The 12,992-nt window shown below is 64.4% G+C and carries 13 protein-coding genes; 9 read left to right on the top strand and 4 right to left on the bottom strand.

All coding sequences use genetic code 11. The annotated features are described in order from the left end of the window. The 5 genes from NMP98_RS15040 to NMP98_RS15060 all read left to right on the top strand — a co-directional run bounded on the left by NMP98_RS15040 (position 1) and on the right by NMP98_RS15060 (position 5,384). Positions 1–2,052 carry an AMP-binding protein gene (locus NMP98_RS15040; RefSeq protein WP_254858682.1) on the top strand — a complete coding sequence of 684 codons (2,052 nt, stop codon included), beginning with the start codon at positions 1–3 and terminating at the stop codon, positions 2,050–2,052. Beyond that, positions 2,045–3,004, top strand: a complete 960-nt coding sequence (locus NMP98_RS15045; RefSeq protein WP_254858683.1) for a branched-chain amino acid ABC transporter permease — start codon at positions 2,045–2,047, stop codon at positions 3,002–3,004. The genes NMP98_RS15040 and NMP98_RS15045 overlap by 8 nt, the downstream gene beginning before the upstream one ends. 96 nt (positions 3,005–3,100) lie before the next feature. Continuing rightward, entirely contained in the window at positions 3,101–4,147 is a 1,047-nt protein-coding gene (locus NMP98_RS15050) for a branched-chain amino acid ABC transporter permease (protein WP_254858684.1), read from the top strand. Continuing rightward, positions 4,147–4,545, top strand: a complete 399-nt coding sequence (locus tag NMP98_RS15055) for a PaaI family thioesterase (RefSeq protein WP_254858685.1) — start codon at positions 4,147–4,149, stop codon at positions 4,543–4,545. Before NMP98_RS15050 ends, NMP98_RS15055 begins: the two co-directional genes overlap by 1 nt. Continuing rightward, the gene (locus NMP98_RS15060) at positions 4,542–5,384 is read left to right on the top strand and encodes an amidohydrolase family protein (RefSeq protein WP_254858686.1); all 843 of its coding nucleotides are present in this window, start codon (positions 4,542–4,544) and stop codon (positions 5,382–5,384) included. The genes NMP98_RS15055 and NMP98_RS15060 overlap by 4 nt, the downstream gene beginning before the upstream one ends. Here NMP98_RS15060 and NMP98_RS15065 read toward each other — a convergent pair whose 3' ends face one another. Next, a complete protein-coding gene (locus NMP98_RS15065; protein WP_254858687.1) occupies positions 5,385–6,209 on the bottom strand; it encodes an enoyl-CoA hydratase/isomerase family protein in 825 nt (274 codons plus the stop codon). It lies immediately after the preceding gene. Positions 6,210–6,262: 53 nt separating this feature from the next. Between NMP98_RS15065 and NMP98_RS15070 the strand changes: the two genes are divergently transcribed. Beyond that, the gene (locus tag NMP98_RS15070; RefSeq protein WP_254858688.1) at positions 6,263–7,030 is read left to right on the top strand and encodes an SDR family NAD(P)-dependent oxidoreductase; all 768 of its coding nucleotides are present in this window, start codon (positions 6,263–6,265) and stop codon (positions 7,028–7,030) included. Between the two features lie 12 nt (positions 7,031–7,042). Here NMP98_RS15070 and NMP98_RS15075 read toward each other — a convergent pair whose 3' ends face one another. Next, entirely contained in the window at positions 7,043–8,182 is a 1,140-nt protein-coding gene (locus NMP98_RS15075) for a phenylacetate--CoA ligase family protein (protein WP_254858689.1), read from the bottom strand. Between the two features lie 57 nt (positions 8,183–8,239). Then, on the bottom strand, positions 8,240–8,890 hold the full coding sequence (locus NMP98_RS15080; RefSeq protein ID WP_254858690.1) for a uracil-DNA glycosylase: 651 nt from the start codon (positions 8,888–8,890) through the stop codon (positions 8,240–8,242). 132 nt (positions 8,891–9,022) lie between these two features. Here NMP98_RS15080 and NMP98_RS15085 point away from each other — a divergent pair, with 132 nt between their 5' ends. Further along, positions 9,023–9,208: a DUF7331 family protein gene (locus NMP98_RS15085; RefSeq protein WP_156707795.1), complete on the top strand. Its 186-nt coding sequence runs from the start codon at positions 9,023–9,025 to the stop codon at positions 9,206–9,208. On the opposite strand, the gene NMP98_RS15090 is transcribed toward NMP98_RS15085, so the two are convergent. After that, entirely contained in the window at positions 9,209–9,445 is a 237-nt protein-coding gene (locus NMP98_RS15090; RefSeq protein WP_254858691.1) for a DUF7860 family protein, read from the bottom strand. A gap of 88 nt (positions 9,446–9,533) precedes the next feature. On the opposite strand from NMP98_RS15090, the gene NMP98_RS15095 reads away from it, so the two are divergent. Both NMP98_RS15095 and ileS read left to right on the top strand, forming a co-directional pair. Beyond that, on the top strand, positions 9,534–9,761 hold the full coding sequence (locus NMP98_RS15095) for a DUF8151 family protein (protein ID WP_254858692.1): 228 nt from the start codon (positions 9,534–9,536) through the stop codon (positions 9,759–9,761). A gap of 53 nt (positions 9,762–9,814) precedes the next feature. Continuing rightward, positions 9,815–12,988, top strand: coding sequence for an isoleucine--tRNA ligase (gene ileS, locus NMP98_RS15100; protein WP_254858693.1), 3,174 nt, complete (start codon positions 9,815–9,817; stop codon positions 12,986–12,988). Positions 12,989–12,992 lie beyond the last annotated feature (4 nt).

The following is a 12,992-nucleotide window of genomic DNA, read 5'->3' on the forward strand; positions in this document are numbered from 1 at the left end:
ATGGCAACCGAAGACGGAAACGTCTCCGACGTCGGCGACACCCTCGCAGTCGACCAGGTGCTGTCCGCCCCCGAGGGGGAGGACGTGCCCATCGTCTCCGATCAGGCACTGCCGGAAATCCTCTTCGACCACGTCGAGGAACACGGCGACGACATCGCCTTGCGGTGGAAGCGATACGGCATCTGGCAGGAGTTCACCTGGGAGGAGTACTACGAGCGCGTCGAGCACTTCGCGCTCGGCCTCGAAACGTACGGCTTCGAGGCCGGAGACGTCCTCTTCACCATCGGCTACAACCGCCCCCACCAACTGTGGGCGTGGATGGCCGCCCAGTCGCTGGGCGGAATGGCCGCGCCGAACTACGAGGACATGCTCCCCGACGACATCCGCAAACAGCTCCAACTGCTGGAGCCGTCGGTCGTCTACGCCGAAGACCAAGAGATGGTCGACAAACTGCTGTTGGTGGCCGACGACGTGCCGTCGCTGGACACCATCATCTACCGCGACGAGAAGGGGATGTTCCGCTATGACGACCACGAAGACCCCGAAATCGTCTCGTATGAACACGTCGAGGAACTGGGCGCCGAGCGGCTCGAAACCGGTGAGGTGGCCGATGATTACCTCCACGAGCGCGTGAAAGCCATCGACCCCGACACCCCGGCAATGTTGCCGCCGACCTCCGGGACGACCGGGATGCCAAAGCGGGTGAAGTTGAGCCACTTCAACTTCCTGAACCTCGCGAACGCGGCCATCGAAATCGACCCGCTGCCGAAGGAGTCCGATTACTTCTCGTATCTCCCGATGGCGTGGGTCGGCGAGCAGATGATACTCATCGCGGCGGCGTTCGTCGGCGGTTGGACCGCCAACTTCCCCGAACAGCCCGAAACGGAGGCAGAAGACCTCAGGGAAATCGGCCCGGAAATCATCTTCTCGTCGCCGAACCGCTATGAGGCGTGGGTCGCCGACATCAAGGCGAAAATCGAGAACACCACGCGATTGAAGCGGTTCGTCTACGAGAAGGCGATGTCCATCGGCCGGAAGTACGCCGAGTACATCAGCGGCGACAAAAGCGACGAAGAGCCGCCGGCGACCCTTCGGGCCGCCCACTGGCTGTCGTACTGGGTCGCCTACCGGCCCATCCTCGACAAGATTGGGCTGAAGCGCGCGAAGAACGTCTACACGGGCGGTGGCCCCCTCGGAGAGGACCACTTCTCGTACTATCACGCCCTCGGTGTACCCCTGAAGCAGATTTGGGGACAATCCGAGGTGTGTGGGTTCGTGACGATGCACCGCGACGACGACATCCAGGTCGACACCGTCGGCGAGGTGTTCCCCAACGTCGAGGTCGGCATCACTCCCGGCGGGGAGTTGCTCGTCCGCGGTCCGGTCGTCACCTCGGGGTACTACGGCATGCCCGAGAAGACCGAATCCGCGATGGAGGACGGCTGGCTCCACACCGACGACTTCGGGGCGCTCACCGACGACGGTCAGGTCAAAATCTTCGACCGGATGGACGACGTCTTGGAGTTGAACGACGGCACTGCGGTCGCGCCCATCAGCGTCGAGACGAAACTGAAGTTCAACCCCTACGTGAAGGAAGCGCTGGTCGTCGGCGACGGCCGAGACTCGCTCGCTGCGGTGTTGAACCTACGGTTCGACAACGTCGCCGAGTGGGCCGACCAACGCGACATCCAGTACGCCGGCTACAAGGACCTGACCCAGAAGCCGCCGGTGTTGGAGTTGATGCGACAGGTCGTCGCCGAAACCAACGAGGACCTCGAACACCCCATCGAGCGGTTCCTCATCCTGTTCAAGGAGTTCGACGCCGACGACGGCGAACTCACCCGGACGGGGAAGATACGCCGGGAGGTCGTCGTCGACCGCTACGGGAAACTCGTCGACGGACTGTACAGTGACCAAGAGGAAGTCGAGATGGACATAACGATAACGTACCAGGACGGACGCGAATCGCAGGAACACGGCACGATGGCTATCGTCGATGTCGAGGAACCGGTCGAGGCCGACGACGGCGAGGAGGTGATACTCGATGGTTAGCGCCGACGTCGTCAACTTCCTCGACATCACCATCTCGGGGATCGGTCTCGGGGCGCTGTACGCCCTGGTCGCGATGGGCTTTGCGCTCATCTACAAGGTCACGGGCGTGTTGAACTTCGCTCAGGGCGAACTCGCCTTGGTCGGCGCCTACGGCGTCGTCATCCTCGGCACGTCGTCGCTGATTTCGACGCCGTTGCCGGCGGTGGCAGCCGTCGGCGCGACGATTCTGTTCGGCATCATTCTCGGGATTTTGCTCGAACGGGTCATCTTCCGGCAGTTCATCGGCGAACCGGTGCTGTCGGTCATCATCGTCACGCTGGCGCTCGGTGGCATCTTCAGCGGGTTCATCCGATTCCTGCTCGGGCCGAACTACCGGTCGTACCCCGAGGCGCTGACGTTCGGATTCAGCATCGACCTCCCGCTGGGTACGTCCATCTCGGCGGCGTACGCGCTGGCGGTGTCGCTGGCGCTCGTCGTCGTCATCGCGCTGATGTTGTTCTTCCGGTACACCGTCACCGGCAGCATCCTGCGGGCGGCCGCCAGCGACGAACAGGCGGCGATGGTACTCGGCGTGAGCATCGAACGCACCATCGCACTCGCGTGGGCGCTCTCCATCGGCATCACCGCCATCGGTGGGGTGCTGTTGGCGATGTCCTCCGGGGGTGCCGGCTTCTCCATCGTGGCGACCGGCATCATCATCTTCGCCGCCGTCGTCTTCGGCGGCCTCGACTCCATCCCCGGGGCGTTCATCGGGGCCATCATCGTCGGCCTGTTACAGGAACTGGGGTCGTTCTACCTGGAAGGTGGGTCGGCGATTACCGCCCCCATCATCGACGTGAAACTGAACTTCGGCGCCGGCTTCGGCGAGATACTGCCGCTGATATTCCTGCTCGTCGTCATCGTCGTGAAACCGTACGGCCTGTTCGGCACCGAACGCATCGAGAGGCTCTAACATGTTCGAGACACACACCTGCGAGAGACGATTCGACTGTGTGCAGTCGGCCACGGTGGCCGCGAGTGACCGACCGACCGTGGAGGTGCTGTAGCCGTGCCCTGCGGTGAGTACTTCACGAGCTACGAGTCCCGGATGGGGCTGTTCCGCTGGCGCATCCAGCGGGTCGCACTCGTCCTCGCGTTACCGATTCCGTTCATCCTCCCGATGCTGGGGTTGGGCGGCGGGAACATCTCGCTGCTGTCGCAGATGTTCATCTTCGCCATCGCGGTACTCGGATTGAACGTCATCCTGGGGTACGCCGGCGAAATCGTCCTCGCACAGGGGGCGTTCATGGCCATCGGCGCGTACGCGACGAGTCGGATGCTCACGACTGGCGTCGGCCTGCTGCCATCGATGGTCGTCGGCGGCCTGATGGCAGCGCTCGTCGCCGTCGCCTTCGGCCTGCCGTCGTTCCGCGTCAAGGGGTTCTACATCGCAATCTCGACGCTGGCGCTGCAGTTCATCTCCGAGTGGTTCTTCAACAACAGCCGCGCCGAGTGGATTCACGGTGGCTCCCAACAGCAGATATCGTCAGATATCGGCCTCATCGGGCCGCTCGGTGACTTGGGCGGCGACCTGACCATCTACTACCTCGCGCTCGTAGCGATGTTGCTCTTCGCGATGCTATCGCTGAACCTCTCGCGGACCGGCATCGGCCGGACGTTCCGTGCGGTCCACGAGAACGACCTCGCGGCGGCGGTGCTCGGGGTCAACGTCTTCAAGAACAAACTGCTGGCGTTCGCCATCGGTGGGTTCATGATTGGATTCTCGGGTGGACTGTACGCCTTCTACATCGGCTTTATTAGTCCCGATTACTTCACGCTCGCGCTCACCCTCGAACACTACGTGATGTTGCTGTTCGGCGGACTCGGCCGAGTGTGGGGTGCGCTCATCGGCGTCGGCGTCGTCACGATACTGCAGGACATCCTACAGAGCATCCTGCAGTCGGTCTCGGCGGCCACCGGACTGAACGCAACGTCGCTGGTCTCGGTGTTCTTCGGCATGATTATCATCATCGTGCTGGCCGTCGAACCCAAGGGCGTCCTCGCCGCGCTCGGACAACTCAAGGAGTACCTGCGGAAGTGGCCCTACGCCTACTGATGGCCGACGCCACCGAGACCGCACGGGAGTTGCTCGACCTCCCGTTTCACCGCGCCAACGGCATCGAAATCGTCTCGGCATCCGCCGAGGGTGCCCACACGCGGTGGCCCTTCGATGAGTCGCTACTCGGCAACCCCGAGGTACCGGCGATTCACGGCGGCGTCATCTCGGCGCTTGCGGACCTCACCGGCGCCGCGCCGTTCGTCGGCGAGTTGGGCCGGTACACGCCAACCGTCGACCTCCGGGTCGACTACCTGACCCATGCGGGGGAGGCCGACCTCGAAGGCCACGCCGATGTGCGGCGGCACGGTGACACCGTCGGCGTCGCCGACGTGGTCGTCGAGTCGGGCGGGGACCGATGTGCGGAAGCCCGTGGGGTGTACAAGTTGGGACGATGACCGACGAGACGCTTTCAGGCGCGACGGACGTGCACGTCCATCTCATGCCCGACCGACTGATGGCCGCGATACGCGGCGCGCTCAACGAGGACGCCGGCTGGGAGTTTCCCCATCCGACCGACCGCGAGGGTATCGAAGCGGAACTCCGGGCAAACGGCGTCGAACGCTACTGTGCGCTGCCGTACGCCCACAAGCCCGACATCGCCGCCGACCTCAACGAGTGGGTGCTGGAACGCGCCGCCGAATCCGAGATGTGCGTTCCCTTCGCGACGGTCCATGGTGATGACGACGTTCGACCCATCGTCCGGGAAGCGTTCGAGGCGGGCGCACGCGGATTGAAGTTCCAGTGTCCCGTCCAGCGAGTCGGCCCCGACGACCCGCGTCTCGACCCGGCCTTCGAGTTGGCCGCGGAGTACGACCGGCCGATTCTGTTCCACGCCGGCACCGCGCCGATGTTCCGCGATTCGCCGCACGTCGGGGTCGAATCGTTCCGGTCGTTCCTCCAGTCGTATCCGGAGGTCCGGGCCTGTGCGGCCCACATGGGCGCCTTCGAGACGGCGGAGTTCATCGAGACGGCACGAAACCACGACAACGCGTTCCTCGACACCTGTTTCGCGATGTCGACGGCCGTCGGGGAGTACATGGATTTCGACCCCAGCGAAATCGACGATTCGGTGTTCGAGGAACTGTCGGGGCGAGTCATGTACGGCTCGGATTACCCCAACATCCCACACCCGTATCGAGCGGAGTACGAGGGATTGCTACAGCGGGACCTCTCGGATGCGGCCTTCGAGGCGCTGTTTTCTGGGGCGGTGGAGCGATTCCTCGGAGAGCGGTAGTTACTCCACGTCCTCGGGGTCCCGGGGCCGCGTCCCGTGGAACGGCCGGGGCTCCTGTTCTTCACGTGCGAGGAACGCCTCGGCGCGCTCCTGGAACTCCGGGGAGTCCCACACCCGGGCGGTGAGGTCTCGGGCCATCTCTTGACCGGTCAACCCGAGGTTCGTCCACTGCTTCATCACGGCCTTGATGGTGCGGTAGGCCTGTGGGCTCTTCTCGTCGGCGATGGTCGTGAGAATCTCCGCGGCCTTCGCCTCGGCGTCGCCGTCGTCGACGACGCGGTTGATGAGACCGATGGCTTTCGCCTCCTCGGCCTCCAGCAGTCGGCCGGTCAAAAGCAGGTCCCGGGCGCGTTTCTCGCCAATCATCAACGGAAGGAGTTGGACGCCGCCGCCGGCGGCCGTCGAGCCGACGCCGACCTCCGGTTGGCCGAAGCGGGTCGACTCGCCGGCGACGATGAGGTCACACGCCGAGGCGAGTTCGTTGCCGCCTGCGACGCAGGTCCCCTCGGCAGCGGCGACGACCGGCTTGCCGGTATCGCGCAACAAATCCAGCGTCTCGAAGTACGCCGTCATCCAGCGGGCGCCCTCCTCCCACTGTAGTTCGGTCAACTCCGCGAGCGAGGCCCCCGAACAGAAGGGCGGTTCGGTCGACCCGAGGAGGATGCCGCGGACGTCGTCGTCGCGATCGGCGTCGGTAATCGCGACGGTCAACTCGTCGAGGACTCGGGAATCAAGGACGTTGTTGCGGTCGGCTCGGTCGAACCGAATCCGTGCGATACGGTCGTCCTCGGGGTGGCGGTCGACAGCGATGGTTTCGTACGTCATGTGTCGTGTGGTCATCCCACAGGGATATAACACCGGGGGACGACGGGTCGAATATGCGTGGATTGGAAACGAAGACGGCACTGGTGACAGGTGCGGGCGGCGGCATCGGCAGCGCCATCGCGGGGCGGTTGGCCGAGGAAGGTGCGACCGTCGCGGTCAACGACATCGACGAGGAACGGGCCGAAGCGACCGTCGAGGCAATCGAGGAAGCCGGCGGTGAGGCCTTCCCCGTCGTCGCGGACGTGACCGACCTCGGTTCGGTTCGAGAGATGGTCGAAACGGTCGTCGACCGCGCCGGACTCGATGTGCTCGTAAACAACGCCGGCTGGGACCGAATCGAGTGGTTCCTCGAACAGGACCCCGACCGCTGGGACCGCATCATCGACGTGAACCTCCGCGGGCAAATCAACTGTGCGCGGGCGGCCGGCGAGGTCTTCGCCGACCGGGAAAACGGTGGCACCGTCGTTGCCATCGCTTCGGACGCCGGCCGAGTCGGTTCGTCGGGTGAGGCGGTGTACGCCGGCACGAAGGGCGGCGTTATCGCCTTCACGAAGACGCTCGCTCGGGAACTGGCTCGCGACGGCGTCACCTGCAACGTCGTCTGCCCCGGCCCCGCCGACACGCCGCTCACGCAGGCGATACGTGAGGAGTCGGAATTAGCCGAACACATCCTCGGGAGTATCGAATCCCAGACACCGCTCGGTCGGATGACCGAACCCGACGACGTGGCCGGTGCGGTCGCCTACCTCGCCAGCGACGACGCCGCCTTCGTCACGGGCCAAGTGCTCAGCGTCTCCGGCGGCCTGACGATGGTCGGGTGAAAAGCGAGTCGCTCAGTACCGCTCGTCGACGACGCCCGTGTCGTCGATGTCGTCGACCAACTCGACCTCGTTGGGCGCGACGAGCAGGCGGTCTTTGACCGCCGCCGCGAGTTCTTCGATGTCGGCATTGCCCTCGACGACCAGCCGTATCTGGTCGGTCGACTCCGGCCGTGAGACCTCCAGTCGGAACTCGCCGGTCAGTTCCTCGAAGCCGGCCAGTACGGTGCCGAGCGATTCGGGGTACAGTTTGACGCCCTTGACTTTGAGGCGGCCGTCGGTGCGACCGATGACGCCGTCGGGAAGGACCACCTCGCCGTCGCGTTGCTCCCACTCGGCGAGGTCGCCGGTGCGATAGCGGACGAGCGGACAGCCCTCCTTCTTGAGGTGGGTGACGACGAGTTCTCCGCGTTCGCCGAACGGGAGCAACTCGCCGGTGTCGGGGTCGACGACCTCGATGAGGGCGTAGTCGTCGAGGAGGTAGAGGCCGTCCTCGTTTTCGGTCTCGGCGGCGACCGGGAGTATCTGTCTGGTCCCGAAGTAGTCGACGGCGGTGTCGGCGTCGAGGGCGTCTTTGACCTGCTCGCGCATGCCCGGGATTGAGGTGAACGGTTCGCCGGCGCCGACGAAGGTGTCGACGCTGGCGCCTGCCTCACCGACCTTCAGTGCGAAGGAGGGATTGCCAACGAGGGCGTCGACGTCGAATTGTGAGATGGTTCCGGCGGCCTGTTCGGACTCGCCCGGTCCGGCGGGGATGACCTCAGCGCCGAGGGCTTCGAGGCCGCGCTGGACGATGATACCTGTCCCGAAGGTGTGGTATCCGAAGGTGTTGAGCACGCGGTCGCCCGCTTCGATGCCGGCGCGCTCGAAGGCGCGAGCGTTGGCCTCGGCCTGCCATTCGAGGTCCGCCGTCGTGTCGAAGACGGGCGCGAGGTCGTCGCCGAGCGGCGTGAAACACATCATCGCCGCGCCGTCGTACAGCGACCCCTCGGGGGCGTGGTCGTCGTAGTCGGCCTTCAGGTCCTTCCCCGTGAGAAACGGCAACTCGCGGAACGCCTCCCAGTAGTCGACTGGGCCGAGGTCGTCGTACAGTTCGTAGTCACCGACGCGTTCGAGTTGTTCGTTGACCGCAGCGAGGGTCTCCTCGTCGTCCATGCTTCGAGAGTCCGGCGGAAACGACAAAAAACCGTAGGCCGGTTGACCACCGCTCGGTCACCGGGGGCCGGCGCCGACGCGTTCCAGCGCCGTCGAGATGGCCGATTCGTACTCCTCGGGCTCGTAGCCGAGTCGCGGAACCCAGATATTCTCATAGGAGGGGTGTAGTATTGGGACCAACGGCGGGAAGGCGTCGGTTTCGATAGTCGTCAGGACGGTTTCGAGGAAGCCATCGAGGCTCCGGTCGGCGGCGGCCAGCAGCGATTCCGTGGCGTGGCGGCCGGTCGGAACGACACACGCCGGTTCGATGTCGACCAGTTCCGAACGCAGGTACGGTCGGCAGTTGGCACGCTCTTCGGCCGTCGGTTCGCGGTTCGACGAATCGGGGTCCTCGGGTTTTTCGGCGGGAAAACACTTCACGGCGTTCGTAAAGTACAGTTCCTCCTCGTCGTAGCCGAGCGATTCGAAGCGTTCGCGGATGCGGCGGCCGCTGTGGCGTGCCGTGTAGGCCATCCCGGTGTGGTTGCCGCCCCGCCAGCGGTCGGCGTCGGGGTCGCCGGCACCTGGAGCCTCGCCGACGACGACGAGCGTCGCATCACGCGAGCCGACGCCCCAGGAGATGCAGTTCCGGCTCTCGACGAGTCGGGGACAGCGCCGGCAGTCCGCCGAGAGGGAGTTTCGGGTCTCGGGGTCGGGAAACGTCGCCATCAGCCGTCGGTACGTGTGGACGGACGGTCAAGGGTTTCGCCATCCGATATTAAGGACATAATACAGCATATAAGTATGAATTCGATATCGACAGAACGCTTAACACCGTCTACCGCTTCCGCTCGCTTGCGAATGAGTGACACACCCTCCGACTCGGACGAGTTGCCCGAACCGATGACCGAAGCACCGCCACACTCCGCTCGCGACGACGAGCGGTACGCACACCTCTCGCTCGGCGACGGGGAAGTCGTCATCTACGACCGGGAGGACCCCGAAACGTGGCTCCAGTCGGATTTCGCCGTCGAAATCGGCGCGTGACTACTCGATTAGCGGGAGCACTGCGCCGAAGACGATCGGCGTAACGAGGCCGATGACCACGCCGAGTGTTTCCATGCCGAAAAAGACCGTATCCAGCGTCGCCGGTACCGTCGAGAGGACGGCGTGCCCGCCGATTTCACCGACGGCACCGACGGCGAAGAGGCCGACGCCGACCAGAAATCCCAGTTTTGCCAACCGCGCGTGGTCGAGGCTTCGCCCCCCTGTTTGATGGCTCATGGTTGCCGTTTTCGACTCGTCAGCGAAAGCGTTTCGATTCATCCGTTCAGTCGAAAAGCCTATTTTCCGCACTCGCCGAGTAGGGCCAATGCGAGAACTCCTCGTCGCCGGAATCGAGTCCGTCGCCTACCTCATCGGGACCGCCGCCCTCGCTGGGGCCGGCGTCTTCGCCGAACTGACCAGTCTGTCGTATCTCGACGCTGGAAACACCATGTTCGCAGCCTGGCTCGCGGTGATGGGGTTCGTCGCCCTGTACGGTGCGTTCTCGCTCGGTAACGACCACCTTCTGCCGCGACTCCGCGAGCGACGCGCGTAGAGCCCTTCGCACGGTACCGATTCTCCTTTAACAGCGGGGCCGGATTAGGACATATGAGCAGGTTCGCCGAGGTCGACGACCAGTACGACCCCGACGCGGTCGAAGAGCGGGTGTTCGACCACTGGGACGCCGTCGACGCCTACGAGCAGACCAAGGAGCGCTTCGCGGACGAAGAACCGCTGTTCTTCGTCGACGGGCCGCCGTACACCTCCGGGGCCGCCCACATGGGGACGACGTGGAACAAGACGCTGAAGGACGCCTACATCCGCCACCTTCGGATGCGGGGCCACAACGTCACCGACCGCCCCGGCTACGACATGCACGGCCTCCCAATCGAGACGAAAGTCGAGGAGAAACTCGGCTTCGACAACAAGAAGGACATCGAGGAGTTCGGCATGGAGAACTTCATCGAGGAGTGTAAGACCTTCGCCGACTCCCAACTCGAAGGGCTCCAGAACGACTTCAAGTCCTTCGGCGTCTGGATGGACTGGGACAACCCCTACAAAACCGTCTCACCGGAGTACATGGAGGCGGCGTGGTGGGGCTTCGAGCAGGCCCACGAGCGCGGCCTCGTCACGCAGGGGAAACGGTCCATCACGCAGTGTCCTCGCTGTGAAACGGCCATCGCGAAGAACGAAGTCGAGTACCACACCGCCGAGGCGCCCTCCATCTACGTGAAGTTCCCCCTTCGGAATCGTGAGGGTAACCTCGTCATCTGGACGACGACGCCGTGGACCATCCCCGCAAACACCTTCGTCGCCGTCGACGAGGACGTGATCTACGCGGAGGTCGAGTACGACGATGAGATTCTGTATCTTGCCAGCGACGTGGTCGACGACGTGATGGAGCGGGTCGGCGCCGAACCCGAAGACTACACCGTTCTCGAGGAACTCCCCGGTTCGGACCTCATCGGCTGGGAGTACGACCACCCGCTGGCCGAGGAGGTCCCCGACCACGCCCAAGCCGAGGGCTCCCAGCAGGTGTATCACGCTGACTACGTCGAGGTCGACCGCACCGGGATGGTTCACTCCGCCCCCGGCCACGGTGAGGAGGACTTCGAGCGCGGCCAGGAACTGGACCTCGAAATCTTCTGTCCGGTCGCCTCCGACGGCGTCTACACCGCCGAAGCCGGTAACTACGAGGGCGAGTTCGTCCGCGACGCCAACGACGACATCATCGCCGACCTCCGTGCGAACGGCCACCTCATGCTTTCGGAGTCCGGCCACGTCATTGACGAGGGGCAGTGTTGGCGCTGTGATACGGACATCGTCCGCATCGTCACCGACCAGTGGTTCATCACGGTCACCGACATCAAAGACGAACTCCTCTCGAACATCGAGGATTCGGAGTGGCACCCACAGGAGGCCCGTGAGGGCCGCTTCCGGAAGTTCGTCGAGAACTCCCCGGACTGGAACGTCTCCCGACAGCGCTACTGGGGCATCCCCATCCCCATCTGGACGCCACAGGACTGGGACGGCCACATGGGCGACGCCATCGTCGTCGGCACCCGCGAGAAACTCGCCGACCTCGCAGACCAGGACATCGACCCCGAGGAGATAGACCTCCACCGACCGACCGTCGACGACATCACCATCACCGACGGCGACACCACCTACACCCGCGTTCCGGACGTCTTCGACGTGTGGCTGGATTCGTCGGTCGCCTCGTGGGGGACGCTCGATTTCCCGTCGAACGAAGACGACTTCGAGGAGTTGTGGCCCGCCGACCTCATCATGGAGGCTCACGACCAGACCCGCGGGTGGTTCTGGTCGCAACTCGGGATGGGAACCGCCGCCCTCGGTGAAGTGCCGTACAACGACGTACTGATGCACGGATGGGCGCTGGCCGAGGACGGCCGGAAGATGTCGAAATCCATCGGCAACATCGTCGCCCCACAGGAGGCCATCGACCGCCACGGCGCCGACCCGATGCGGCTGTTCCTGCTGAGTCAGAACCCACAGGGCGACGACATGCGCTTCTCGTGGGACGAGATGGGCAACCGCCAGCGGGACCTCAACATCCTCTGGAACGTGTTCCGCTTCCCGCTGCCGTACATGCGGATGGACGACTTCGAACCCGGCTCGGTGTCCCTTGAGGACGCCGCCCTCGAGACGGTTGACGAGTGGGTGCTCTCCCGTCTCCAGTCGGTCACCGCCGAGATGACCGAACAGTGGGACGACTACCGACAGGACAAGGCACTGGACGCGCTGCTGGAGTTCATCGTCGAGGACGTCTCGCGGTTCTACATCCAGGTCGTCCGCGAGCGGATGTGGGAGGAAGAGCAATCGGAAAGCAAGCAGGCCGCCTACGCGACGCTGTATCACGTGCTCGTCGAGACGACGAAACTGCTGGCGCCCTATGCGCCGTTCGTCGCCGACGACATCTACGGAACGCTCACCGACGAGGACGGTTTCGACACCGTCCACATGTGTGAGTGGCCCGAGGTCGAGGAGTTCTTCCACGACACGCAACTGGAATCGGATGTCGAAATCGTCGCAGCCGTCGAGGAGGCGGGGTCGAACGCTCGCCAGCAGGCCGAGCGGAAACTGCGCTGGCCCGTCACGCGTGTGGTCGTTGCCGCCGACGACGCCGAGGCCGCCGAGGCCGTCGACCGGCACCGAGATTTGCTCCGTGACCGACTGAATGCTCGCGAAATCGAACTCGTCGAACCTGGCGCCGACTGGGAGGAACTGCAGTACAGCGCTCGCGCCGACATGTCGGTGCTCGGCCCCGCATTCGGCGACGAGGCCGGCGAGGTGATGAACGCGCTCAACGCCGTCACCGTCACCGAACAGTCCCTCGATGTGCTGTCGAGTGCCGTCGCCGAGGAACTCGGCCGCGAGGTCGAATTGACCGAGGAGATGGTGTCGTTCAACACCGACACGCCCGAGGGCGTCGAGGGAACCGCCTTCGACATCGACGGCGACGACCGGGGCGTCGTCTACGTCGACACGACGCTCACCGAAGACATCGAGTCGGAGGGGTACGCCCGCGAGGTCATCCGCCGGATTCAGGAGATGCGTAAGGACCTCGACCTCGAAATCGACGCCGAGATTCGCGTCGCCCTCGACATCGCCGACGACCGCATCGCGGGACTCGTCCGCGAACACGAGGACCTCATCGCCGGCGAGGTCCGTGCGAGTGGCTTCGGCGGCATCGACGACGGCTACGAGCAGGAGTGGACCGTCGAAGGTACCGACATGCGGATAACTATCGAGGCTGTATAGCGGC

Source organism: Natronomonas gomsonensis (assembly GCF_024300825.1).
Taxonomy (GTDB): Archaea; Halobacteriota; Halobacteria; order Halobacteriales; family Haloarculaceae; genus Natronomonas; species Natronomonas gomsonensis.

Bases quoted from the DNA above. Each gene is read 5' to 3' on its own strand.
- NMP98_RS15090 (WP_254858691.1), bottom strand. From the start codon at position 9,445: ATGAGCCATCAAACAGGGGGGCGAAGCCTCGACCACGCGCGGTTGGCA.
- NMP98_RS15045 (WP_254858683.1), top strand. From the start codon at position 2,045: ATGGTTAGCGCCGACGTCGTCAACTTCCTCGACATCACCATCTCGGGG.
- NMP98_RS15040 (WP_254858682.1), top strand. From the start codon at position 1: ATGGCAACCGAAGACGGAAACGTCTCCGACGTCGGCGACACCCTCGCA.
- NMP98_RS15085 (WP_156707795.1), top strand. From the start codon at position 9,023: ATGAGTGACACACCCTCCGACTCGGACGAGTTGCCCGAACCGATGACC.
- NMP98_RS15095 (WP_254858692.1), top strand. From the start codon at position 9,534: ATGCGAGAACTCCTCGTCGCCGGAATCGAGTCCGTCGCCTACCTCATC.
- NMP98_RS15070 (WP_254858688.1), top strand. From the start codon at position 6,263: ATGCGTGGATTGGAAACGAAGACGGCACTGGTGACAGGTGCGGGCGGC.
- NMP98_RS15065 (WP_254858687.1), bottom strand. From the start codon at position 6,209: ATGACGTACGAAACCATCGCTGTCGACCGCCACCCCGAGGACGACCGT.
- NMP98_RS15060 (WP_254858686.1), top strand. From the start codon at position 4,542: ATGACCGACGAGACGCTTTCAGGCGCGACGGACGTGCACGTCCATCTC.
- NMP98_RS15080 (WP_254858690.1), bottom strand. From the start codon at position 8,890: ATGGCGACGTTTCCCGACCCCGAGACCCGAAACTCCCTCTCGGCGGAC.
- ileS (WP_254858693.1), top strand. From the start codon at position 9,815: ATGAGCAGGTTCGCCGAGGTCGACGACCAGTACGACCCCGACGCGGTC.
- NMP98_RS15075 (WP_254858689.1), bottom strand. From the start codon at position 8,182: ATGGACGACGAGGAGACCCTCGCTGCGGTCAACGAACAACTCGAACGC.
- NMP98_RS15055 (WP_254858685.1), top strand. From the start codon at position 4,147: ATGGCCGACGCCACCGAGACCGCACGGGAGTTGCTCGACCTCCCGTTT.